The organism is Photorhabdus akhurstii, assembly GCF_018448925.1.
GTDB lineage: Bacteria > Pseudomonadota > Gammaproteobacteria > Enterobacterales > Enterobacteriaceae > Photorhabdus > Photorhabdus akhurstii.
The window spans coordinates 154,839-178,070 of the sequence record NZ_RCWE01000007.1 but is presented as its reverse complement, the minus strand read 5'-3'; the positions used below and the strand labels follow the sequence as shown (position 1 = coordinate 178,070).

The following is a 23,232-nucleotide window of genomic DNA, read 5'->3' as shown; positions in this document are numbered from 1 at the left end:
TCATTTTTTGCTTTATACTTGGAGTAGTGATCGGGTAGCTGCGATAACCGCTAACTTCTGTGGTAGGTGATTTTTCTACAGAAAATTCCGGTTTGGGATAGTTGTGTGAGGACAAAACCGTAAGTTTCTGCGTAAAAGTGCCCCAACAGAGATTCTCGTTGAGTTCAATCAACCGCTTGTTCATGTTATCTGGATGCTCCCAATACACCTCCCCTTTCTTGGGCATGTAAATGCTTCGCGATGTTATCATCGTCGCAGTCAGGTGCGCCAAGTACCCATACCGGATAGTCAGAAACGAAGGCTTCCAGCTCAAGTTTTTTGCCGACAGTTTCCATTTCTTCAACGGATGCAGAATCCCAAGAGAACACCAGTCTGGCAATGATCTGGTTGCACTTGGTACAAGGAAATATCTTAGGTTGAAGTTGGGTATCACCCAACCGAGTACCGTGAACAACTACTCCGCCGATTTCTTAATGCCCATTTTTAAATATGACGTAGGCGTTTCCCTGTCGTTTAGCAGAGATATCTGGTAGTAGTTGTAATTTATTGTGATTGGTTGGCTTCGTTCATTTAAAGCTTTCCCGCAGTGACTAGTGCCGCATGTATTGTTTTTAATGGTAACAGCAAAGATAGATGGGCATCTAATAGCGGAATAGCACCATAGCTGGTGTACCACTCGGCAACACGCTCATTCTTGGCATCAATTAGCAATGCAACCCCGCCAGCCTGCGTGGCCACCAATAAACAGCGCCGACCAGCAGCTAGCAACAACTGGCCACCGAGTCCTTGACTCTGTACTGAAAGATCTACAGCCAGACGGCCAAGCCGAAATACTGGCACTTCATGTCGAGCCAGACCACGTTTAATCACTTCCGGTGCACGTTCATAAGCAATAGAAGCGGGGCTTAGACTGTAGTAACCCAATACCGTCCGATTGCTCTCGCTAACCGCAAGGTAGGTTTTTGCCCCACCTTTCTCATGGCTCTGCCTTGCATGGCGATGTAAAAACTGATTCAACGCCTCATCACCACAGTCAAAAGCACCGCGATAATGATGTTTGCCTATAGGCTCTTCGTGCCAGATTGGTAGCATCATGATTGTTTCGGCAAGGCAAATGCTGCGGCCAACAATTTATCATTCGGTGCCGGTGGGTTATCCAAAAGATCCAGAACATGCAAACTATCTCTTTCGGTCAGCTCCAGTCGTTCGTTCTCGTCGATAATCTTCCGTGCTGCTGACATCACATTGCGGAGCACGAACTCAGTCAAGTTGGTATGTTGTAAAGCGGCTGCACGCATCAACAGTGACTTTTCTTCTGAGGCAATACGTAGCGACATTCGGTCATTAGTTTCTACTGGGATCTGAGGCATTGTTACGTCCTCCTATTTATACGCATTGAAATTGTACACTAAGGTGTGCCTATTAGCAAAATGTACACAATGAAAGCGTACGCGTACCGTATCAAATACGAACGTTTTTGGCACGGCAGTGACCTCTATCGATTTTGTTATTTTCAGAAGACGACTGCACTGGATTACTGGGTTTGTGTAGAGCCTTTGGTAGGTATCGTTACTTGATTCTGAAAATAGTGCCTTTTTATAGAGAAGAATGCGGAAAATACATATCATCTAACTTGAGGCACTTCCTACTATAATCCTAAACTGAGGATAATAGAATAAATATCCTATTATCCCTATACACTCAGGAAAATAGTCTTTTATTGATACTATTTTGAATACCTACGGCATCAAGCCCTAAATCCGCTCTGATTTCTTCCTGACTACCTTGTGGAACAAATTGGTCAGGCAAGCCAATATTCAGAATTTGCACCAGACGACCTTCCTGCATTAGCAGTTCATTAACGCCACTTCCGGCACCGCCCATAATGGCATTTTCTTCCAGCGTGACCAATAAATCATGGTTATCAGCCATTTCTAATATCAATTCTTTATCCAGTGGTTTGACAAAACGCATATCAACAACAGTCGCATCCAGTGACTCTGCTGCTGTTATTGCATCGGGTAACAGAGTTCCAAAGTTCAGGATCGCTACCTTATTACCCTGACGACGAATAACGCCTTTACCAATTGGCAATTGTTCAAATGGTTGGGGTTCTGCCCCCGTTCCGGTCCCTCGTGGATAGCGCACGGCTACGGGACCTTGCTGATAATGATAGCCGGTATGCAGCATCTGTCGGCATTCGTTCTCGTCACTGGGCGCCATAATGACCATGTTGGGGATGCAACGAAGGAATGAAAGATCAAAGGCGCCTTGATGTGTCTGACCATCAGCACCTACGATACCTCCGCGATCTATTGCAAATAGAACAGGTAGATTCTGAATGGCGATATCATGGATAACTTGGTCATAAGCACGTTGGAGAAATGTTGAATAGATAGCAACAATCGGCTTGTAACCACCAATTGCCAAACCAGCGGCAAAAGTCACGGCATGTTGTTCTGCAATGGCGACATCGAAGTATTGATCAGGATATTCACGGGAGAAACGCACCATACCAGAGCCTTCGCGCATGGCTGGTGTGATTGCCATCAGTTTTTTGTCATTGGCGGCTTCTTCGCATAACCAGTCTCCAAAGATTTTGGAGAAAGTAGGGCGGTTGTCTGAGCTTTTAGGTAATGCGCCGGTGGTCGGATCAAATTTAGGTACCGCATGCCAACTGATAGGATCTTTTTCGGCGGGTGCATAGCCTCGACCCTTTTTAGTCATGATGTGCAGTAGCTGTGGCCCTTTCAACTCACGCATATTTTTCAGCGTTTGGGTCAATGTCAGTACATCATGTCCGTCGATGGGGCCAATGTAATTAAAACCTAATTCTTCAAACAGAGTGCCAGGAACAACCATGCCTTTGATATGTTCTTCGGTTTTTTTCAGTAGTTCTTTAATCGGAGGTAGATTGGAAAAGACTTTTTTCCCACCTTCCCGCAATGTGGTGTAGAGTTTACCGGATAGAAGTTGAGCTAGATGGTTATTTAACGCACCAACGTTCTCTGAGATAGACATTTCGTTGTCATTAAGAATAACTAACATATCCGGGTCGATATCCCCGGCATGGTTCATCGCTTCGAAAGCCATGCCTGCTGTTATCGCGCCATCACCGATAACACAAACTGTACGACGGCCTTTGCCTTCGCGTTGAGCGGCAATTGCCATTCCTAATCCAGCACTGATAGAGGTCGATGAGTGGCCGACACATAAGGTGTCGTATTCACTTTCATCCCGCCACGGGAAAGGGTGAAGCCCATTCTTTTGACGAATCGTATCAATACGATCTCGGCGTCCTGTCAAGATTTTGTGAGGATAAGCCTGATGGCCGACGTCCCATACCAATTTGTCGAAAGGCGTTTTATAGACATAATGTAACGCTACAGTCAGCTCAATGGTGCCAAGACCGGAGGCAAAGTGACCACTAGAGCGACTGACACTGTTTAGCAGGAATTGCCGAAGTTCATCACATAACTTCGGCAGGCTCTCTTTTGGTAACATACGAAGTTCTTCAGGATTTTCCGCTAATGCCAATGTTGGGTATTTGGCTATATCAATGCTCATTTGATACTCGTTAAGAAGTGTTTATTAATAGCGCTGCCAGTGGGTAAATTTACCGGCAGACCTTAGTTGTTACGTTCAATGATAAAGCTGGCAAGTGTGCGCAGCATGGTTGTGTTATAAGATTTATCTTCCAGTTTATTCAAAGCTTGTAATGCTTCTTGATACAGTTCGTATGCTTTTTTCTGTGCTTGTTCTAACCCTAGTAATGCGGGGTAAGTGCTTTTTCCTAGCTGTTGGTCACTGCCTTGGCGTTTTCCTATCATTTCGGTATCGCCAATGACATCAAGAATGTCGTCCTGAACTTGGAATGCGAGCCCGATGGCTTGGGCATATTGATCCAATTCAGGCAAGACGTCATGCCCACGTTGACCTGCGCCATATGCGCCCATTCTGACTGCGGAACGGATAAGTGCGCCCGTTTTGTGGCGATGAATTTTTTCTAGCATATGGAGATCGATGTGTTTGCCTTCTGCTGCCAGATCCAGGGCTTGGCCGCCACACATACCGGCTACGCCACTGGCGGTTGCCAATTCAGCAAGCATTTCGAGGCGATCTGCTGTTGTAACATCCGGCATTTCTCTTTTAGATAGGATTTCAAATGCCAGCGCTTGTAATGCATCTCCCGCCAGAATTGCGTGAGCTTCGCCAAATTTTATGTGGCAGGTCGGTTGTCCACGGCGTAAATCATCGTTATCCATCGCCGGTAAGTCGTCATGGATTAATGAAAAGGCGTGGATACATTCAACGGCTGCTGCTGGAGCATCCAGATTATTTGCGGATAACCCAAACATTTCACCAACGGCATAAACTAAAAATGGGCGCAGGCGTTTACCACCGAGCAAAGTACCATGTTGCATTGCGTGAACGAGCGGGTTGTCTGCAAATGCCAGTGAAGATAGTGTGCTTATCAGAACGTTATTGACTCGTTGTTGACAGATTTTAAGCTGTTCTTTAAATTGGGTTGAATTTTGTTCAGACATAGGCTTATTCAGTATCCGGGGAGAAATGACTCAGTGGAGATTGGGTGTCGTCGTTAAGCAGAATCTGAACTCGCTGTTCTGCTTGTTGCAAAGTCTGTTGCCCTTGACGGGCTAATTGAATACCACGCTCAAACTCGCTTAGGGCTTCTTCCAGTGCCAGTTCACCTGATTCCAGCCGTGCGACGATCTGTTCCAGCTCTTTTAATGAGCTTTCAAATGTCATTGCCGGGGCAGGTTCTGGCGTACTGTTTGTACTTTCTGATATTGCGTTTTTCTTTGGCATAATTTTTTACTATTTACAGAGTTCGCCTGAGGGTTGCAGACTATCTTATTATGCTGGTGCAAACAAATCCTTAACTGATTTTGTGTTTTTTCCGCGCTATACCACGAGATAGTGTTATACTCCGCGGCCTGATTTGACAACCAAGACATACCATCAGTTTTTTTTATCAAAATGCCTAACTACTACTATAACTCACTATGAAGTTTATTATTAAATTATTCCCGGAAATCACGATCAAGAGCCAAACTGTTCGTTTGCGCTTTATTAAAATTCTCGCTAGTAATATTCGCAATGTGCTGAAAACGTTAGGAGATAATATTGCAGTGGTTCGCCATTGGGATAATATCGAAGTTCGTACTAAAGATGAAAACCTTGGCGCTCAAATTTGTGATGTGTTGACACGTATCCCCGGTATTCACCATATTCTGCAAGTAGAGGAGCGTGAGTTTCGTGACATGCATCATATCTTTGAACAGGCTTATGAGGCTTATGGCGAATCTCTCCACAATAAGACATTTTGCGTGCGGGTAAAGCGCCGCGGTAAACATCAATTTACTTCTAATGAAGTAGAACGCTATGTCGGTGGTGGTTTAAACCAGCATATTGAATCTGTGAAAGTAAAACTCAATCATCCTGATGTTACCGTCAATTTGGAAATTGATCAGGATGTGCTGATTTTGGTAAAAGCCCGTTATGAAGGGATTGGTGGTTTTCCTATCGGAACGCAGGAAGATGTATTGTCTCTGATTTCTGGGGGTTTTGATTCTGGTGTTTCCAGCTATATGCTAATGCGCCGTGGCTGCCGTGTTCACTATTGCTTCTTCAATCTTGGCGGCTCCGCTCATGAAATTGGCGTGAAGCAGGTTGCTCATTATCTTTGGAATCGTTTTGGTAGTTCCCATAAAGTCCGTTTCGTTGCTGTGGATTTTGAACCTGTTGTCGCTGAAATTTTGGAAAAAATTGATGATGGTCAAATGGGGGTGGTGCTTAAACGGATGATGGTAAGAGCGGCATCTAAAATTGCAGAGCGTTATGGCGTGCAGGCTATTGTTACCGGTGAGGCTTTGGGACAAGTTTCCAGCCAAACACTCACTAATTTGCGTTTGATTGATAATGCATCGGACACATTGATTCTGCGGCCGCTGATTTCTCATGATAAAGAGCACATTATCAGGTTGGCACGTGAAATTGGCACTGAGGATTTTGCCCGTACGATGCCTGAATTCTGTGGTGTTATTTCAAAAAGCCCGACGGTAAAAGCCGTTAAAGCTAAAATTGAAGCAGAAGAAGCGAATTTCGATTTTAATATTCTGGAAAAAGTGGTCAGTGAAGCTCAGAATATTGATATTCGCCAGATCGCAGAACAAAGCAATGAGCAAGTGGTTGAAATTGAAACGGTGACAGCGTTCGCTCCAACGGATGTGTTATTGGATATTCGTTCGCCTGATGAACAAGATGATCGGCCATTGCAGTTAAATGGTGTGGAAATCAAATCATTGCCATTCTATAAGTTGAGCAGCCAATTTGGTGATTTGCCAAAGGATAAGACCTATCTACTCTATTGTGAACGTGGAGTTATGAGTCGTTTGCAGGCACTCTATTTATCTGAACAGGGTTTTGATAACGTGAAAGTTTATCGGCCTTAATTGTTTTAGTTATACATTTCGGGGTTCTTATTACGTGAACCCCGAATCGTATAAAGTAAGATGCTTTTGTCTATTTTTTCAATCTTGATAAGAATATACACCTAGTGGCAATATGAGTTGAGTCGCCACTTCTGCTGCTGTTTCTCGTCCTTTTAATAATTCAATGAGTTTTAATGCGAAATCGAAAGCTGTCGCTGGCCCTTGGCTGGTCAATAGATTGACACGATCATCAAAACAGACTCGGCAATCAATCCATTTATCGGACGAAATTTTGTCTTGCAAACCGGGGTAACCGGTCATTTTGGCAGTAGGGAATAAGTTGTGGTGTTCAAGTACGATAGCAGGCACGGCACAAATTGCAGCGATAATTTTCCCTTGATAATGTGCCTGGCGGATTTTTTCGATAACGAGTGAATTATCACGGAAACACTCGGCACCTTGCATACCGCCGGGTAATATAATGGCATCGAAAGATTCATCAATAACCTTTTCCAGAGGGACATCAGCAACTAGTTTTACACCTCTGGAGCAAGTTAAAACCAGTTCTCCATCGCTGGCGGTGCTGGCGATCGTAACATTGATGCCAGCGCGTACCAGTAAATCAATAGTTGTAACGGCTTCTGTTTCTTCACTACCGTGAGTCAGGCAGATGAGTGCTGAAGGGGTCATAATCATCTTTCCTTATGTTTAACTAGGTTATAGATACGGGTATTTTCAGGGGCTGCCAGACCATGTGCACTGGCCCGGCGTAATAAATAACCGGTGATATAGTCAATTTCAGTGCGACGTTTTGCGCGGACATCCTGCAACATGGAAGAATAGTTTTTTGCTGTAAGTTTAATCACATCGTAGACATAGGCAATCAGGTTATCAATAGTGGTATGTATGTTCTCTCGTTGTATAACCTGAATAATCTCTTCGCACAAAGTATTTAATTGTTCCGGATAGCGAAGCAAATCGCCATTTTGGCATTCATAAAGTGCAGTCAGCGGGTTTACGACACAGTTAGCGGCAAGTTTCAGCCAACTAATAGAGAGTATTTCGTTATGCCATGCAACGTCTGGCAAAGATTGGTGTAATACATTAGCCAGAGAGCTAAGTCCAGTTGCATTTGACGTTGCCGAGCCAATATGGGTTAGCCCGGACGCAGTATGATAAACCTGTTGATCATCCTGATATGCGCCATGTGTTGTGACGCCAAGCAGTATGGGATTTGGCGCTGATAATAGTTCTTCTTGGCTACCCATGCCGTTGTGTAGTAATAAAATTGGGCAATTAGGTGAAAGCTTGGGGAGTAAATTATTCACTGCATCAGCGACTTGCCATGCTTTCAGGCAGACAATCAGTAATTCGCTGTTAGCAAGATGGTTACTGTTATTAGTTGGGATTGGTTGGTTGAATACTTGCCCATTCATTTCGTCAATATGAACAGATAAATGAGATTGTGGGGTTTTTAACCAGCCCTGTACTTGATGTTTTTGTTGTGATAATGCAGCTAGCCACAGTTTTCCTATAGCGCCACAGCCAAGAACGGTTATCTTCATATACACCTTTTGAAAGACGCTGCCATAATATTGGATGGAAATAATAAGATCCCGCTAATCCAAGTATAGCGCTTTTGCTGACAGTGGAAAGCGGTTATCATGCCAACTTATTGATTATCAGGAGGTCATGGATAATGCCATCTTTCGATATTGTTTCAGAAATTGATATGCATGAAGTTCGCAATGCGGTAGAAAATGCGCAGCGCGAGCTTGCTAGCCGTTGGGATTTCCGTAATGTCAGCGCCAGTTTCGAATTAAATGAAAAAAGTGAATCTATCAAGATCGCTAGTGAGTCAGATTTTCAGGTAAGTCAGTTGGTTGATATCATACGTGAAAAGTTGGCTAAACGTGGTATCGATGGCGCTGCATTGAATATCCCTGATGATATGTTGCACAGTGGTAAGACTTACAGCGTTGAAGCGACTTTGAAGCAGGGGATTGATACCCCTACGGCGAAAAAGATTGTGAAGCTGATTAAGGACAGTAAACTGAAAGTGCAAGCACAGATTCAGGGTGAGCAGGTGCGAGTGACAGGTAAAGCTCGTGATGATTTGCAAAGTGTTATGGCATTAGTTCGTGGCGCAGAGCTGGGACAGCCATTCCAGTTTACTAATTTCCGGGATTGATTTTCCGCCTAATGGTTTGAGATATCTAGCTTAATGTGGAGTGGGGTATTCTGACTAGGAATACCCCACTCCCAGTTTCCCTTAATATCGAATCGGGTAGGGGTTATCTGGTTTGATACTTAATCTATCATGTCACTATTGTTAGCTATCAATTGTTCAAGTTGTGCTCTGCTTGTCAGTTTAGTGTCTACTTTTATGTAGGCACTATGCTCCTCCGGCACAATAACGACGTCGCAAACGCCTGGCTGAACAAGAATTTTTTGTTCCAGCAATGCTTTATTGACTATATTTTCTGGCAGAGAAATTCTGATGCTGCTGACATAGGGGGATTGTTTCATTGTTGTGCTGATAATCAACCAAATGATTGTCAGAACGATACCTGCCATAAATACCAGCGGTGCTCCTTTTAATTCAGATAACCAACCACCAAGGCTCCCCCCTAAAGCGACACCTAAAAATTGGCTAGTGGAGTAGACGCCCATTGCTGTACCTTTATAACCTGCCGGTGCTTCTTTACTGATAAGTGATGGCAGGATAGCTTCCATTACATTGAAAGCAATAAAGAAAATTTGTATGCCGATGAAAATTACCCATAAGTGATGTCCCGCCGCCCACAATACAATTTCAGCAATCAGTAGCATTGTGATACACAGTGAAAACACTTGTTTCATGCGGCGCTTTTTTTCTGCGTAAATAATGAAAGGTAAAACAGATACAAATGAAACCAGCATGGTGATCAGGTAAACCTTCCAATGTTGTTGGTTAGGGAATCCTGCTTGTTGCATCACCAAAGGAAAGGCGACAAAACTTGCCATTAGCAAAGTGTGCAAACTGAGTATGCCAAAGTTGAGTTTCAGCAATTGGCTATCAGCCAGAACCTTACTGAAACTGTGACGAACAATGCCTGATTCGCGGTTGAGGATGTGTTTATCTGTGGAAGGAACAGCAAATAGTGTTATCAGAATGCCACAACCAGCCAGAATGGTAATTACCCAAAACAGACCGTTTAACCCAATAGCGTGAGCCAGGATTGGGCCAAGTACAATGGCTGCGGCGAAAGTTATTCCGAAACTAATGCCAATAAAAGCCATCGCTTTAGTTCGATTTTGTTCACGGGTTAAATCAGAAAGTAGCGCCATAATTGCAGCAGATATGGCTCCAGCGCCTTGTAGCGCTCGTCCAATTATTATGCCCCAGATAGAGTCACTGAGAGCAGCAATGATACTGCCGAGGACGAATAGTAGTAACCCACCAACAATTAAGGGCTTAGCGCCAATTTTGTCAGAAAGCAGTCCAACAGGGATCTGTAAAATTGCTTGGGTTAAACCATAAATGCCAATGGCGATGCCAATAAGTGTTTTAGTGGCATCTTCTAGATTCAGGCCATAGGTTGTTAATACAGGAATCACCATGAACAGACCTAGCATTCGCAGAGAAAAAACTGAACCTAGGCCCCATGTCGCCCGAAGCTCAAGTGGCGTCATTTTATTATCGTTCATGATTACCTCGAGATATTTTGATGTGTCATTGTAGATAGGTTTTCAATAAGGGGTAAATAGTTAATTGAATTAATAATATTGAAGTATTAAGGAGAGGAGATAACAGGCTGGAAAGAAACTGATGGCAGAGGGGACACCTCTGCCATCAGGGAAAATTACCGGACGTAAGTTAGGAAGGCTTCTGAGGGCACATGTGGGTCAATAGACATCATGACACTCAGGGAAGTGATTGCCACAATGGAAAATATAAATAATTTACGAGCCCAAATGCGGTCATTATCAGTTTTGTAACCGGATAACGCCATTCCTAGCCACCAGACGCTCACTGCTGCTGCAACAACCAAATATTTGTAACCAGCGTAACCGCTGATGGCTAACATAAGGGTTGCAATCATAAATGCCAGGATATAAAGGATAATGTGGTTTTTCGCCACAGATATGCCTTTGATAACGGGCAGTACAGGAATATTGGCTGCCTGGTAATCTTTGAAACGAAAAATAGCAATGGCATAGGAGTGCGGCATTTGCCACAGGCTGAAAATCAGTAACAGGATCAACGCGCCCGTATCAAACTGACCAGTTACTGCACAATAACCGATAACCGGAGGTGCCGCACCGGACAAACTGCCGATCAACGTGCCATAAACAGATTTCCTTTTCATATAGAGGCTATAAACCCCTACATAGACAACAAAACCGATAATCGCTAATTGCATTGCTAAAGCATTGGCTGCTGCATAGAGCAGCACTATGCCAGCAATACCCAGTATTGATGCATAAATCAGGCTGATTTTCGGATCAATAAGTCCTTTTACAAGGACGCGGTTTTTTGTTCTTTCCATGATCCGATCGATGTCTCGGTCAATGTAGTTGTTAAATACACAACCAGAAGCCACGACTAATGAAACGCCGAGCAGAGTCGAGATGAACAAAGGGTAATCAATCACCCCTTTCGAGGCGAGTAGAAAACCACCGATCACAGAAATTAAATTGCCGAAAATAATTCCTGGTTTAGTTACTTGCAGGTATTGCTTAATCATATATGCAGCTCTTTAATCAACCATCATATTAATGTTGAGGTTGTACATAATCCATAGTGAGCCAACAACAACAATACCGATAATTAAAATGGTGAACAGCAATGCTACTAAGTTCCAGCGCTCTTCTGACGAAGTGTTCATGTGCAGGAAGTAGATAAAATGAACAATAATCTGCACCACAGCCAGAGCGACTACCGTTGTCAGGATAGTCGTATGGGAGGCAGAACCATCCATTACCATCCAGAACGGAATCACTGTCAGGATGACTGAAAGAACAAAGCCGATCAGATAAGACTTCAGGCTACCGTGGCTAGCTCCAGTATGAGCAGTATTAGAATGACTCATTACATAGCTCCTAACAGATAAACAACGGTAAATACACAGATCCATACCACATCCAGGAAGTGCCAGAACAAGCTCAGGCAGTTCAGACGGGTTTTATTGACATCAGTTAAACCGCGGCGGGTGACTTGGATTATCATGATGATAATCCAGACCAGACCACAGGTAACGTGGATACCGTGAGTAGCAACTAGTGCGAAGAATCCGGACAAGAATGCACTGCGGTCAGGACCGTAGCCTTCAACAATCAGGTGATGGAATTCGTACAATTCCATCGCCACGAAGCCAAGGCCGAACAGGAAAGTCATACCGAGCCAGGCGTTAACCTGGCCGATTTTTCCTTTGTTCATTCCCAGCATGGCAAAGCCATAAGTGATACTACTGAATAACAGTAGGAAAGTTTCAACCAATACAAAAGAGAGGTCGAAAAGCTCTTTACCAGATTTGCCGTCCGCGGTTCCGTTAACGAGTACTGCATAAGTCGCAAACAGACATGCGAACAGAATACAGTCACTCATCAAGTAGACCCAGAAACCGAATACTTTAGTGGCTCCCGCATTGTGGTGCCCATGATGCTCGTGGGCATGATTGTGGTTAGTCATAGTTTCAGTTGACATGGTTCAGACCTGCCTTGCTAATTTGTTCATGGTGTTGATTCTCAATTTGCTCAACTTCAGCAACGGGTACGTAGTAATCAACATCTTCATCAAAGCTTTTTGCAATCCAAGTGATAATCATGCCTGCAAAGCTTGCGATAACCAGCCACCAGATATGCCAAATCATGGCGAAACCAAACAGCAAGCTAAAGCCAGCAATGATTACACCTGCCCCGGCATTTTTAGGCATATGAATTTCTTCATACTGAGCAGGACGCTTATAAGCAGTGCCTTTTTCTTTCATATCCCACCATGCATCACGGGTTTGCACATGTGGAACGTCAGCAAAGTTGTAGAACGGTGGTGGAGAAGATGTTGCCCACTCCAAAGTACGTCCGCCCCAAGGGTCACCGGTCAGGTCACGGTTTTGGTCACGGTCACGGATACTCACGTAGAATTGAATGACCTGACACAGGATACCAACGGCAATCAGTGCAACACCAATCGCGGAGACGACCAGCAGAGTATGGAATTCAGGGTTGATATCTTGGCTAATACGACGGGTCATTCCCATAAAGCCGAGCGCGTAAACTGGCATAAAGGCGATAAAGAAGCCGATGATCCAGAACCAGAATGCGCGGACACCCCATTTTTCATTCAGTGTGAAACCAAAAGCTTTCGGGAACCAGTAAGCAGTACCGGCGAAACAACCGAAGACAACACCACCGATGATCACGTTATGGAAGTGTGCAATCAGGAACAAGCTGTTATGCAGAACGAAGTTTGCGCCTGGAACTGCTAGCAGAACGCCGGTCATACCACCGATAGAGAAGGTGACGATGAAGCCAACGGTCCACAACATCGGTGTTTTATACTCAATACGGCCTCGATACATGGTGAACAGCCAGTTGAAGATCTTAACGCCTGTCGGAATCGAGATAATCATGGTGGCTATGCCGAAGAAGGCGTTAACGTTCGCGCCAGAACCCATTGTAAAGAAGTGGTGCAGCCATACGATAAATGACAATACGGTGATGGCAATGGTTGCCCACACCAGAGAAGTGTAGCCGAACAGTCGTTTTTTCGAGAACGTCGCAGTCACTTCAGAGAAAACACCAAAGACTGGCAGCACCAGAATATAAACTTCAGGGTGACCCCAAGCCCATATCAGGTTGATATACATCATCATGTTACCGCCCATATCATTGGTGAAGAAATGGGTACCCATGTAACGGTCAAAAGTTAGCAGGGCAATGGTAACGGTCAGAATTGGGAATGCGGCGATGATAAGTACGTTAGTACAGAGTGCTGCCCAAGAGAATACAGGCATTTTCATCATGGACATGCCAGGGGCACGCATACGCAGGATCGTCGCAAAGAAGTTAACGCCTGTCAGCAAGGTACCGATACCGGATATTTGAAGACTCCATATCCAATAATCGACTCCAACGCCTGGGCTATATTCTATACCTGAGAGCGGAGGATAAGCTAACCAGCCGGTCTGAGCGAATTCACCCACACCCAGAGAGATGTTAATCAGCGCAACGCCAACGACGAAGAACCAGAAACTCAGTGAGTTCAGGAATGGGAATGCTACGTCACGAGCGCCGATCTGTAGTGGAACCACGATGTTCATCAGGCCGACAACAAAAGGTGTCGCCATGAAGAAAATCATGATGACGCCGTGGGCGGTAAAGATCTGGTCATAGTGGTGCGGCGGCAGGAAACCTTCTGCACCCGCAGAGGCGACAGCCTGCTGACCACGCATCATGATGGCATCGGCGAAGCCACGGAGCATCATGACCAGCGCCACGATAATGTACATAATACCGATTTTCTTGTGGTCAACGCTGGTTAACCACTCGCTCCACAGCCATTTCCATTTACGGAAATAGGTCAGGGCTCCGACAATCGCGAGCCCTGCGAAGAGAATCCCAGCAAGAGTGACCATGACAATGGGCTCATGCAATGGGATTGCATCAAGTGTTAATTTTCCCAACATTACTTTATTCCTCAACTCCGGCATGAGCGATCTCGCTCATATTCATGTTATGACCTGTCGTTGCACCGTGGCCGCCATGCATATTCATGTTGCCCATAAATTTGGCAATAATGTCTTGATACAGGTTAGGCTTAACGCTTGAGAAGTATTCAACCGGATGGTTCTGGCTCTGTTTAGCTAACTCGTTAAATGCCTGCATGGTATCCAAGGTTTTGGGAGAGGCTTTCACTTTTTGAACCCATTGTTCAAAACCTTCACGATCTGCGGTAGCGGTAGCAGTAAATTTCATGCCGGAGAAGCCGTGGCCACTGTAGCTACTGGACAAACCTTTATAAGTGCCAGGTTCATCGGCAATTAAGTGAAGTTTAGTCTGCATGCCAGCCATTGCATAGATTTGACCACCTAATTGTGGGATGAAGAATGAGTTCATCACAGAATCAGAGGTGATTTTGAAGTTAATAGGAACTCCAGTAGGGAAAGCAATTTCGTTAACTGTAGCGATACCTTGCTCCGGGTAAACGAATAGCCATTTCCAATCAAGGGAGATAACTTCAATAGTCACGGGTTTTTCATCACTGACCAGTGGTTTATATGGGTCAAGCTCGTGGGTTGTTTTCCAGGTAATGGTTGCTAAAATAATAATGATAATGATAGGAACGGTCCATACTACCAGCTCAATTTTATTTGAGTGTGCCCAGTTAGGGTGATAGGTAGCACTTTTGTTGGCTTCGCGGTAACGCAGGGCAAAAGTGAATGCCATGATGATCACCGGAATAACGATGATTAGCATCAGGCCAATAGCCGTAAGTATCAGCATTTTTTGTTCAGCGCCGATAGCGCCTTTAGGATTCATCAATACCATATCGCAGCCACTCAGCATAAGAGTAGCCGCTAGTATTGACAATATCCCAATACTTTTATTGTATTTCATAAGTCTCATCTAACGACCCCAAATAACAAAAGCTCTATTGTCGTTTCATCAGTGCGGGCATTCTACGGTAAGGCTACTGGAGTGTAAACATTTGTAATAGTTAGTTGAGGGGTTGTTAACCCTTTATGTTACTGGGATCACATGCAACTGTAAGATTAATCAGAAGTTAGCTTGAAAAGGTTATTTAATTGTAACGAAATAGTGCGGAAATATGAATTTGTACTGAATCATTTTATATTTTTTAGGTGAAAGGAAAAAAATAAAAAAATTTGCTTTAAAAATTTCCACCGTAGTCATTTTATTTAGGAATTAAATTAATTGTGAGCCACTTTTGGCAGCTCACAATTAAAATCAATAATTAGAAATTATATTTAATGGAGTAGACAATCGCATCCTGCCAGAAGTCTTCACCTAATTTATGATCGGCATATCGATATTGAATGCCGGTTGTGAAGGATTGGTGAGGTGTCCACCATAACGCGATTGCACCATTGGTACCGTTCCGACCACCGTTGCCGTAGCGTTCATTCCGGTTAAGTTCTATTTCATTCCAGTTAGTTATGCTGAATTTTTCTTCCCAGAGCTGAAAATCGTAACCCGCAACCCAGCCAACAACATAGCCGTTATTACCGGAGTAGAAAGTTTGGTCAACATAGTGCAGCGCAACAAACGGTTTGAACCAGACACCGGCGAAATCAGTGTTGTAGCCAATACCATAAAGGGTATTTACCTCATGAAAGTTCCCGCCGTGCGCTGTACCTGGGAGAGAGTAAGTACCGTAAACATGACCATAGAGATTGAAACCAGTATCAGCCAGATAAAAGCGACCGGTTGTTTTAAAAGTGTATCTTTGGTTATCCCCTGGTTCAGCATGCTGACTGTTGAAAGCATTTTCCAGATCAAAGAACCCGTATAATTCACCCCAGTCAAAGCCGGCTCCGCCTTCCAGTTCCAAATAGGCAAAGTCGTCTTTATGAGAGGTTTGCCCTGACTTGTGTGTGGTATGGCTAGTCCAGTCGAGGTAGTTCATGCTGATATTAGCAAAGCCCCCTTGATATTCAGCATAAGCGGGAACTGAGACGGTGGTGAGTAAAGCAGTAGCCAGAATGGTTGTTCTCATAAATTTCTCTAACGCATCCATGAAAAGAGGTTTTGGGTTTTAAAGCTATATTAAATAACCCTTAAAATGGTAGTCTGATTCTACGCAGATATGAATATTGAACAATCAAATAATCACTCGAAAATAGCACTTTTGGCAAATGACTATTTGAAGTGTGATCGCTATCACTTAAATATTTAAGAAAGAGGGCATGAATATCAAAGGCTGACAGTGATCAACCTTTGATAAATTAACTAAATATTTTTACCTTTTTAAATCAATTTGCACCTTACTTAATGCAAGATAATCTAGAAAGCTACCGAGAATGATGCTTGTGATACCAATTTGTACTCCCCATGATAGTAATGTTTCGGCCAGATCAGGTATATGAGTCCAGTTAAGAGCATTGGTGATGATGATAAGTAACCAAAATGTGAGCAAGATGCTTGCTAATGATAGTAAGCCAAGCGCTAGACGATAGAAATTTTTGAACTCAGTACGTGGCATAAAATCATTAGTTCGCTGGGTATAAACCAGAGTCTGGCGGCAGACAAATAACAGTAATAAGCCTGGAACAGAGGCCGCTATAGAGAATAGATAGAAGTTTGGCCAGCCATGTAATTCAACGAACCAACCCGCAATTGGGCCGACATAGACTCGTCCAACAGCAGATAAGGCAGATAATAAAGCAAATTGTGTTGCAGAGAACGATTTATGACATAACGCCATAATTAGGGCAACAAATGCAGCGGTTCCCATCCCGCCACAGATATTTTCCAGAAAAACGGCGCTACCCATAGCGTAGATATTTTTGTCAGTAATAGATAACAGCCAGTATCCGATATTGGAAATCGCTTGAAGGATGCCAAAGATCATGAGTGAGCGGAATAAACTCCATCGTTGCATTAAATAACCACCATATAATGCACCAATGATAGTTGCTATTAATCCTAGCGTTTTGTTGATCATTCCGACTTCACCAGCATCAAAGCCAATACCACGGATCAGAAATGGGGTACTTAGGCTGGCGGCAAAGGCATCTCCCATTTTGTACATGACAATTAACAGTAGTATCAGCCATGCATTATTGCGATTAAAAAAATCGGCTAATGGTTCTATTGCGGCTTGCTGGAGTGTTTTTGGTGGCGGAGCGTCAATGTCAGGTTCTTTAGCTTTTAACGTCGTATAGATGCCAATTAACATCAATCCAGCCATCAACCAGTAGGTGTGTTGCCAGCCAAGATAGCGGTCTGCGATCCATAGTGCTAACCCGCCTGAAACCAACATGGCTAACCGATAACCAAGTACTGAAACGGCAGCGCCTACACCCCGCTCTTCGCTACTCAATAAATCGGCTTTATAAGCATCAAAGACGATATCCTGTGATGCGGAGCAGAAAGCAACAGTTACCGCTAGTATGGCCAGCCACCATAAATGTTGAGATGGTTGGAGAAAACCCATTGCAGCGATACTGGCTATGAGTAATAACTGTGTAACAAGTAGCCAACCACGGCGCCGTCCAAGAAAAGGGAGGGTAAATCGGTCCATAAAAGGGGACCAAAGAAATTTGAAAACATATGCTTGGCCGACAAGAGAAAAGAAGCCAATTGTTTTAAGATCAATGTCTTCAACAGTCATCCATGCTTGCAGGGTGCTGGCAGTCAATGCGAGCGGTAAACCAGAAACAAAGCCGAGTAAGAGCAGGATTCGTGAGTTATGTTGGGTAAAAACGGTGAGATAACGATAAGACATGTGCCTCCCAAAACCCTGCCCTTGGCGGGCAGAGTAAATAATTAGTCCTTTAATAAACAATTAATCCTTTAATTAGCGAGCATTTTGTTTGATGAAATTGCTGACGGAGGGATCTTGAGCCATATCGGCTATGACTTCTGATAAGACAGTATTGACCGCATCAGCAATTTTTTCGTTAGTTGCGCCTAAAGGGCCTTGTACATTGTAACTAGTGCGGTAATTCTTAACTTGTTTACTGCCGTTTTGCGCTGTACTAATGATGGAAATATCAGCTTTTGTTGAAATGTTATGGCGCAGGCTACCTTCTTTAACGTCTGCATATAGATTGTTCACAATAATTTGCAGATTGGCATTGGCTGGAGAGCCAATCATATAACCACGGGCGGTCATCTGTTTTTCCAGGATTTCCTGGAGTAGAAAGCGCAGATCACGGGAGGGTTTCAGTATTTCCAGCTTTGCATTGCGGTTAACTTGAGCAAGTGTCTGAGACTGACGATTGTCGGCACCGCTGATACTGATGGTAATCGCGCTCATTGTTGGATCTGCTGTTGGCAATGTAATTTTAGGTTCAATGGTCAAGGTATTGCTGGGAGCAGCACAACCAGCAAGAAGAAAAAGCGCAATGAGTGGGAATAAGATTCTTTTCAACATGTTAATTTTCTCATCGGTGATAAGGATATCCAGTAATACTTATCAATAGCATAAATTGCGTCAATAATAGCACCGCCTTTTGATCATGGCATATCCCTGATGGGGTAAACGCATATAAAAACCTTATGATGTGGGATTCGATTAAAAGATATTTTAATGCGTTGGGGCTATAACTCATGGAGAATAGACTAAAATTATTAGTATGGTTGGCAGTACGACTGCTGTGTGGTTAAGGAGAATGATATGGTGTATCAGGATATAGAAGAGAAATTACAGGCTGCATTTAATCCCTCATATCTTGAGGTCATTGATGAAAGTTATCGTCACAATGTACCCGTAGGTTCTGAAAGCCATTTTAAGGTCGTAATCATCAGTAATAAATTTGCTGGTGAACGTATGCTGAACCGCCATCGTTCTGTTTACAGCGTATTATCGGCAGAATTGTCCGCAGGTGTTCATGCTTTGGCGTTGCATACCTATACAGAAAAAGAGTGGAATGAATTACAGGATACTGTTTTAGCGTCACCGGCATGTCGCGGGGGTAATATTGTTGCCTGAAATCCGCTGATTGATACTTAGTTTTGGGCATTTTCTTACACAATAGAATAAATTTAGCAAACGGTCTTCGGGCCGTTTTTATGTTTTATATATGCATCCGTTTTGGATGTAAATTTAGCCGCTGAATAATCGTTATCCTGTGAAGTTGATGAATAGTTCGGCCTTTTTTCAGCAATTCTCGACTCACACCGTCTGCATCGCTATAATGTCGCGTCTAATTTTTAGAATGGTTTCGGGACGCTTCTGACATCAGGGATTCTCGGTTTTTAAATGCGACCGCCCCGGTTCTTAGAGAGTGTTGCGATTGGTACATACAAATATGTGCTGGTTGTATGGTCTCTGGAGTTGACCGAGCACTATGATTTTTTTGAGGTAAAAAGATGCAAGTTTCTGTTGAAACCACTCAAGGCCTTGGGCGTCGTGTGACAATCACCGTTCCTGCTGCCGATGTTGAGAAAGCAGTTAGTAGTGAGTTGGTCAATGTAGCAAAAAAAGTTCGTATCGATGGTTTCCGTAAAGGCAAAGTGCCTATGAACATTGTTAAACAACGTTACGGTGCTTCTGTCATTCAGGACGTTCTGAGTGATCTGATGCAACGTAACTTTATTAATGCAATCATCGAGCAAAAAATTAATCCAGCAGGTGCGCCAAGTTATGCACCAGAACAATTCAAAAATGGTGAAGATTTCACTTACTCTGTAGAGTTTGAAGTTTATCCAGAAGTTGAATTGAAAGATCTGGAAGCCATTGAAGTTGAAAAACCTGTTGTTGAAGTAAAAGACGAAGATGTTGATGCGATGCTGGAAACATTGCGTAAGCAGCAGGCTAATTGGAAAGAAACCGAAGAAGCTGTTGGCGCAGAAGATCGTGTTACTGTTGACTTCAATGGCTCTGTTGATGGTGAAGAGTTCGAAGGTGGTAAGGCTTCCGATTTTGTTCTGGCTATGGGCCAGGGCCGTATGATCCCAGGTTTTGAAGAGGGCATTGTTGGTCATAAAGCAGGGGAAGAATTTTCCATTGATGTTAATTTCCCAGAAGATTATCACGCTGAAAATCTGAAAGGTAAAGCGGCTAAATTTGCGATCACATTGAAAAAAGTGGAACAGCGTGAATTGCCGGAGTTGAATGAAGAATTCATCAAACGTTTCGGTATTGCTGATGGCACCGTTGATGGTCTGCGTGCAGAAGTACGTAAAAATATGGAACGTGAACTGAAAAATGCGGTCCGTAACCGTATTAAATCTCAGGTTATCGATGGTTTGGTTAAGGCTAACGAAATCGATGTTCCGGCCGCTGTTGTTGATAGCGAAATTGATGTTCTGCGTCGTCAATCGGCTCAGCGTTTTGGCGGCAATGAAAAACAAGCTCTGGAACTGCCTCGTGAACTGTTTGAAGAACAAGCTAAACGTCGCGTTGTGGTTGGCCTGCTGTTAGGTGAAGTTATCAGCAGTAATGAACTGAAAGCTGATGAAGAGCGTGTTAAAGCATTAATCGAGGAAATGGCTTCTGCCTATGAAGATCCTCAAGAAGTGATCGAATTCTATGGTAAAAACCAAGAATTGATGAACAATGTTCGTAATATTGCTTTGGAAGAACAAGCTGTTGAAGTTCTTCTGGGTAAAGCAAAAGTTTCTGAAAAAGAAACCACTTTCAATGAGTTAATGAATCAGAATCAAATGGCATAAGTTTTAATTTTGTCATGAGATAATGAATTTTTGTCTTAGTGAAATGAACCCGCAGATAAATCTGCGGGTTTTTTTATAAGTAAGAGGCAAGATTTTTCTTGAAAAAAGTGGGTTTAACCCCAGATCCTTTTTAATATTATGTATATGATTGCAAAATTTTTCAGGGGTAATTCCCCCTTGATTGGTTAACTTTGAATCATGGTCATCATCGCTTATCTCAAGTAGAATTGGTTATGAATGGCACCAACATGAATTCTATTAGGAGACGAAAATGTCATATAGCGACAAGCGGGATCAATATGCGCCTCACATGGCTCTGGTGCCGATGGTAGTTGAACAGACTGCGCGTGGGGAACGTTCGTACGATATCTATTCGCGCTTATTAAAAGAACGTATTATTTTTCTGACCGGTCAGGTTGAAGATCATATGGCAAACCTGGTTGTAGCTCAGATGCTGTTTCTTGAGGCGGAGAATCCGGAAAAAGATATTTTCTTATATATCAACTCGCCAGGTGGTGTGATTACTGCGGGAATGTCCATCTATGATACGATGCAGTTTATTAAACCGGATGTCAGTACTATTTGTATGGGGCAGGCATGTTCAATGGGAGCATTCTTGTTGACTGCTGGGGCAAAGGGAAAACGTATCTGTTTGCCAAATTCCCGGGTTATGATCCATCAGCCATTAGGCGGTTTCCAGGGACAAGCTACAGATATTGAAATTCACGCTCAGGAAATATTGAAAGTAAAATCGCGTATGAATGAGTTAATGGCAAAACATACGGGAAGACCTATTGAAGAGATCGCGAAAGATACAGAACGTGATCGTTTCTTGTCGGCAGATGAAGCCGTAGAGTATGGATTGGTTGATAAGATTTTCACCCATCGCGATTAATTTATTATTCCCGGAAGCTATAATATAAACATTCGGCTTACCATTTGGTAAAGCTATGACGTTTGGGGTAATAGCAGAAGTTTCCTGCTTTGCCAGATAAATCTGGGGGAGCAGTTGATAAAGTGAGGTTGTGACTGATGACAGATAAGCGCAAAGACGGTTCAGGAAAGCTGCTGTATTGCTCTTTCTGCGGGAAAAGCCAACATGAAGTGCGAAAATTGATTGCTGGCCCGTCAGTATATATTTGCGATGAGTGTGTGGATTTATGTAACGACATTATTCGCGAAGAAATTAAAGAGCTTGTACCACATCGTGAGCGTAGTGCATTACCAACGCCTCATGAAATCCGTCAGCATTTGGATGATTATGTTATCGGCCAGGAAACGGCGAAAAAAGTGTTGGCGGTTGCTGTTTATAACCATTACAAACGGTTACGTAATGGCGATATCAGTAACGGTGTTGAATTAGGTAAAAGTAATATTCTGCTTATTGGGCCGACAGGGAGTGGTAAAACGCTATTGGCTGAAACATTGGCTCGTTATCTTGACGTTCCTTTTACCATGGCCGATGCGACTACGCTGACCGAAGCGGGATATGTGGGAGAAGACGTAGAAAACATTATTCAGAAATTACTGCAAAAATGTGACTACGATGTACAAAAAGCTCAACGCGGTATTGTTTACATTGATGAAATTGACAAAATTTCACGTAAATCTGATAACCCATCAATTACTCGGGATGTTTCAGGTGAAGGTGTACAGCAAGCGTTGCTGAAACTGATTGAAGGTACAATTGCGGCAGTTCCTCCTCAGGGGGGGCGTAAACATCCACAACAGGAGTTTTTACAGGTAGATACCTCCAAAATCCTATTTATTTGTGGTGGTGCGTTTGCAGGTCTGGATAAAGTCATTGGCCAGCGTTTAAATACCAGTACGGGTATTGGATTTGGTGCGAAAGTCAAAGGTGAGTCAGAAAAAGCGACTGAAGGCGAATTGCTTGCACAGGCTGAGCCGGAAGATCTCATTAAGTTTGGGCTTATCCCTGAATTTATTGGGCGGTTACCTGTTGTTGCCACGCTCAGTGAATTGAGTGAGGAAGCGTTGATTCAGATTTTGAAAGAGCCTAAAAATGCGTTGACCAAGCAGTATCAAGCACTGTTTAACCTTGAAGGCGTTGATCTGGAATTCAGAAGTGAAGCCTTGACTGCTATTGCTAAGAGAGCAATGGTTCGTAAAACGGGGGCCCGCGGCCTACGCTCTATTGTTGAAGGCGCCTTGTTGGACACTATGTATGATCTACCATCAATGGAAAACGTTGGAAAAGTTGTTGTAGATGAATCTGTTATCAATGGTCAATCTGCGCCTTTGCTGATTTACAGCAAACCGGATGCCCAGGTTTCTGGTGAATAATTGAGTCTAGGGCAGAGAATTCACTAAACGAGATATTATTGAATAAAATGAGGGGATTACCCTCATTTTGTTTTTATTAAAGTGCCATACCATTGAATGTCAAATTCCTGTCCCCATATATTTTATA

The 23,232-nt window shown here is 43.4% G+C and carries 24 protein-coding genes; 7 read left to right on the top strand and 17 right to left on the bottom strand.

Going from position 1 to position 23,232, the window contains the following annotated elements:
• Nucleotides 1–185: 185 nt before the first annotated feature.
• From EAE93_RS11055 to EAE93_RS11045, 3 genes are all read right to left on the bottom strand, one after another.
• On the bottom strand, nt 186–368 hold the full coding sequence (locus EAE93_RS11055; protein WP_181148282.1) for a hypothetical protein: 183 nt from the start codon (nt 366–368) through the stop codon (nt 186–188).
• Between the two features lie 202 nt (nt 369–570).
• On the bottom strand, nt 571–1,095 hold the full coding sequence (locus EAE93_RS11050; RefSeq protein WP_036775081.1) for a GNAT family protein: 525 nt from the start codon (nt 1,093–1,095) through the stop codon (nt 571–573).
• A complete protein-coding gene (locus EAE93_RS11045) occupies nt 1,092–1,370 on the bottom strand; it encodes a type II toxin-antitoxin system TacA family antitoxin (protein WP_036775083.1) in 279 nt (92 codons plus the stop codon). The genes EAE93_RS11050 and EAE93_RS11045 overlap by 4 nt, the downstream gene beginning before the upstream one ends.
• A gap of 69 nt (nt 1,371–1,439) precedes the next feature.
• On the opposite strand from EAE93_RS11045, the gene EAE93_RS11040 reads away from it, so the two are divergent.
• Nucleotides 1,440–1,577, top strand: a complete 138-nt coding sequence (locus EAE93_RS11040; protein WP_160169972.1) for a hypothetical protein — start codon at nt 1,440–1,442, stop codon at nt 1,575–1,577.
• A gap of 124 nt (nt 1,578–1,701) precedes the next feature.
• Here the strand turns inward: EAE93_RS11040 and dxs are convergent, their stop codons facing one another.
• From dxs to xseB, 3 genes are all read right to left on the bottom strand, one after another.
• Nucleotides 1,702–3,567, bottom strand: a complete 1,866-nt coding sequence (gene dxs / locus EAE93_RS11035; RefSeq protein ID WP_110085839.1) for a 1-deoxy-D-xylulose-5-phosphate synthase — start codon at nt 3,565–3,567, stop codon at nt 1,702–1,704.
• A 62-nt stretch (nt 3,568–3,629) separates the two neighbouring features.
• Nucleotides 3,630–4,547, bottom strand: coding sequence for a (2E,6E)-farnesyl diphosphate synthase (ispA, locus tag EAE93_RS11030; RefSeq protein ID WP_105397745.1), 918 nt, complete (start codon nt 4,545–4,547; stop codon nt 3,630–3,632).
• 4 nt (nt 4,548–4,551) lie between these two features.
• Nucleotides 4,552–4,830, bottom strand: coding sequence for an exodeoxyribonuclease VII small subunit (gene xseB / locus EAE93_RS11025; RefSeq protein WP_036775087.1), 279 nt, complete (start codon nt 4,828–4,830; stop codon nt 4,552–4,554).
• A gap of 197 nt (nt 4,831–5,027) precedes the next feature.
• Here xseB and thiI point away from each other — a divergent pair, with 197 nt between their 5' ends.
• Nucleotides 5,028–6,476: a tRNA uracil 4-sulfurtransferase ThiI gene (gene thiI, locus EAE93_RS11020; protein WP_214039656.1), complete on the top strand. Its 1,449-nt coding sequence runs from the start codon at nt 5,028–5,030 to the stop codon at nt 6,474–6,476.
• A gap of 78 nt (nt 6,477–6,554) precedes the next feature.
• Here thiI and yajL read toward each other — a convergent pair whose 3' ends face one another.
• Entirely contained in the window at nt 6,555–7,145 is a 591-nt protein-coding gene (gene yajL / locus EAE93_RS11015; RefSeq protein WP_214039655.1) for a protein deglycase YajL, read from the bottom strand.
• A 2-nt stretch (nt 7,146–7,147) separates the two neighbouring features.
• Nucleotides 7,148–8,020, bottom strand: a complete 873-nt coding sequence (gene panE / locus EAE93_RS11010; RefSeq protein WP_214039654.1) for a 2-dehydropantoate 2-reductase — start codon at nt 8,018–8,020, stop codon at nt 7,148–7,150.
• Between the two features lie 134 nt (nt 8,021–8,154).
• Here panE and EAE93_RS11005 point away from each other — a divergent pair, with 134 nt between their 5' ends.
• The gene (locus EAE93_RS11005; protein ID WP_036775093.1) at nt 8,155–8,646 is read left to right on the top strand and encodes a YajQ family cyclic di-GMP-binding protein; all 492 of its coding nucleotides are present in this window, start codon (nt 8,155–8,157) and stop codon (nt 8,644–8,646) included.
• Nucleotides 8,647–8,765: 119 nt separating this feature from the next.
• Here the strand turns inward: EAE93_RS11005 and EAE93_RS11000 are convergent, their stop codons facing one another.
• From EAE93_RS11000 to EAE93_RS10960, 9 genes are all read right to left on the bottom strand, one after another.
• The gene (locus EAE93_RS11000; protein ID WP_214039653.1) at nt 8,766–10,145 is read right to left on the bottom strand and encodes an MFS transporter; all 1,380 of its coding nucleotides are present in this window, start codon (nt 10,143–10,145) and stop codon (nt 8,766–8,768) included.
• A 155-nt stretch (nt 10,146–10,300) separates the two neighbouring features.
• Nucleotides 10,301–11,185: a heme o synthase gene (gene cyoE / locus EAE93_RS10995; RefSeq protein ID WP_011148018.1), complete on the bottom strand. Its 885-nt coding sequence runs from the start codon at nt 11,183–11,185 to the stop codon at nt 10,301–10,303.
• A 12-nt stretch (nt 11,186–11,197) separates the two neighbouring features.
• The gene (locus EAE93_RS10990) at nt 11,198–11,530 is read right to left on the bottom strand and encodes a cytochrome o ubiquinol oxidase subunit IV (protein ID WP_036775099.1); all 333 of its coding nucleotides are present in this window, start codon (nt 11,528–11,530) and stop codon (nt 11,198–11,200) included.
• Nucleotides 11,530–12,144 (bottom strand): cytochrome o ubiquinol oxidase subunit III, encoded by a 615-nt coding sequence (locus EAE93_RS10985; RefSeq protein WP_214039652.1) that lies wholly within the window; start codon nt 12,142–12,144, stop codon nt 11,530–11,532. The genes EAE93_RS10990 and EAE93_RS10985 overlap by 1 nt, the downstream gene beginning before the upstream one ends.
• Complete coding sequence (gene cyoB, locus EAE93_RS10980) at nt 12,134–14,125, bottom strand: cytochrome o ubiquinol oxidase subunit I (protein ID WP_036775101.1); 1,992 nt, start codon at nt 14,123–14,125, stop codon at nt 12,134–12,136. The genes EAE93_RS10985 and cyoB overlap by 11 nt, the downstream gene beginning before the upstream one ends.
• A 4-nt stretch (nt 14,126–14,129) precedes the next feature.
• Nucleotides 14,130–15,065 carry a cytochrome o ubiquinol oxidase subunit II gene (cyoA, locus tag EAE93_RS10975; RefSeq protein ID WP_110085833.1) on the bottom strand — a complete coding sequence of 312 codons (936 nt, stop codon included), beginning with the start codon at nt 15,063–15,065 and terminating at the stop codon, nt 14,130–14,132.
• Nucleotides 15,066–15,414: 349 nt separating this feature from the next.
• The gene (locus EAE93_RS10970) at nt 15,415–16,176 is read right to left on the bottom strand and encodes a nucleoside-specific channel-forming Tsx family protein (protein WP_036775106.1); all 762 of its coding nucleotides are present in this window, start codon (nt 16,174–16,176) and stop codon (nt 15,415–15,417) included.
• Between the two features lie 243 nt (nt 16,177–16,419).
• Entirely contained in the window at nt 16,420–17,907 is a 1,488-nt protein-coding gene (gene ampG, locus EAE93_RS10965; RefSeq protein WP_214039651.1) for a muropeptide MFS transporter AmpG, read from the bottom strand.
• 72 nt (nt 17,908–17,979) lie between these two features.
• A complete protein-coding gene (locus EAE93_RS10960; protein WP_036775110.1) occupies nt 17,980–18,558 on the bottom strand; it encodes a lipoprotein in 579 nt (192 codons plus the stop codon).
• Between the two features lie 243 nt (nt 18,559–18,801).
• Between EAE93_RS10960 and bolA the strand changes: the two genes are divergently transcribed.
• The 4 genes from bolA (at nt 18,802) to clpX (ending at nt 23,105) form a co-directional block, all read left to right on the top strand.
• On the top strand, nt 18,802–19,116 hold the full coding sequence (gene bolA / locus EAE93_RS10955; protein ID WP_036775112.1) for a transcriptional regulator BolA: 315 nt from the start codon (nt 18,802–18,804) through the stop codon (nt 19,114–19,116).
• A gap of 380 nt (nt 19,117–19,496) precedes the next feature.
• On the top strand, nt 19,497–20,801 hold the full coding sequence (tig, locus tag EAE93_RS10950) for a trigger factor (protein ID WP_214039650.1): 1,305 nt from the start codon (nt 19,497–19,499) through the stop codon (nt 20,799–20,801).
• A 271-nt stretch (nt 20,802–21,072) separates the two neighbouring features.
• Nucleotides 21,073–21,696, top strand: coding sequence for an ATP-dependent Clp endopeptidase proteolytic subunit ClpP (clpP, locus tag EAE93_RS10945; protein ID WP_036775116.1), 624 nt, complete (start codon nt 21,073–21,075; stop codon nt 21,694–21,696).
• Between the two features lie 137 nt (nt 21,697–21,833).
• Nucleotides 21,834–23,105, top strand: coding sequence for an ATP-dependent protease ATP-binding subunit ClpX (gene clpX, locus EAE93_RS10940; protein ID WP_036775117.1), 1,272 nt, complete (start codon nt 21,834–21,836; stop codon nt 23,103–23,105).
• Nucleotides 23,106–23,232: the final 127 nt, after the last annotated feature.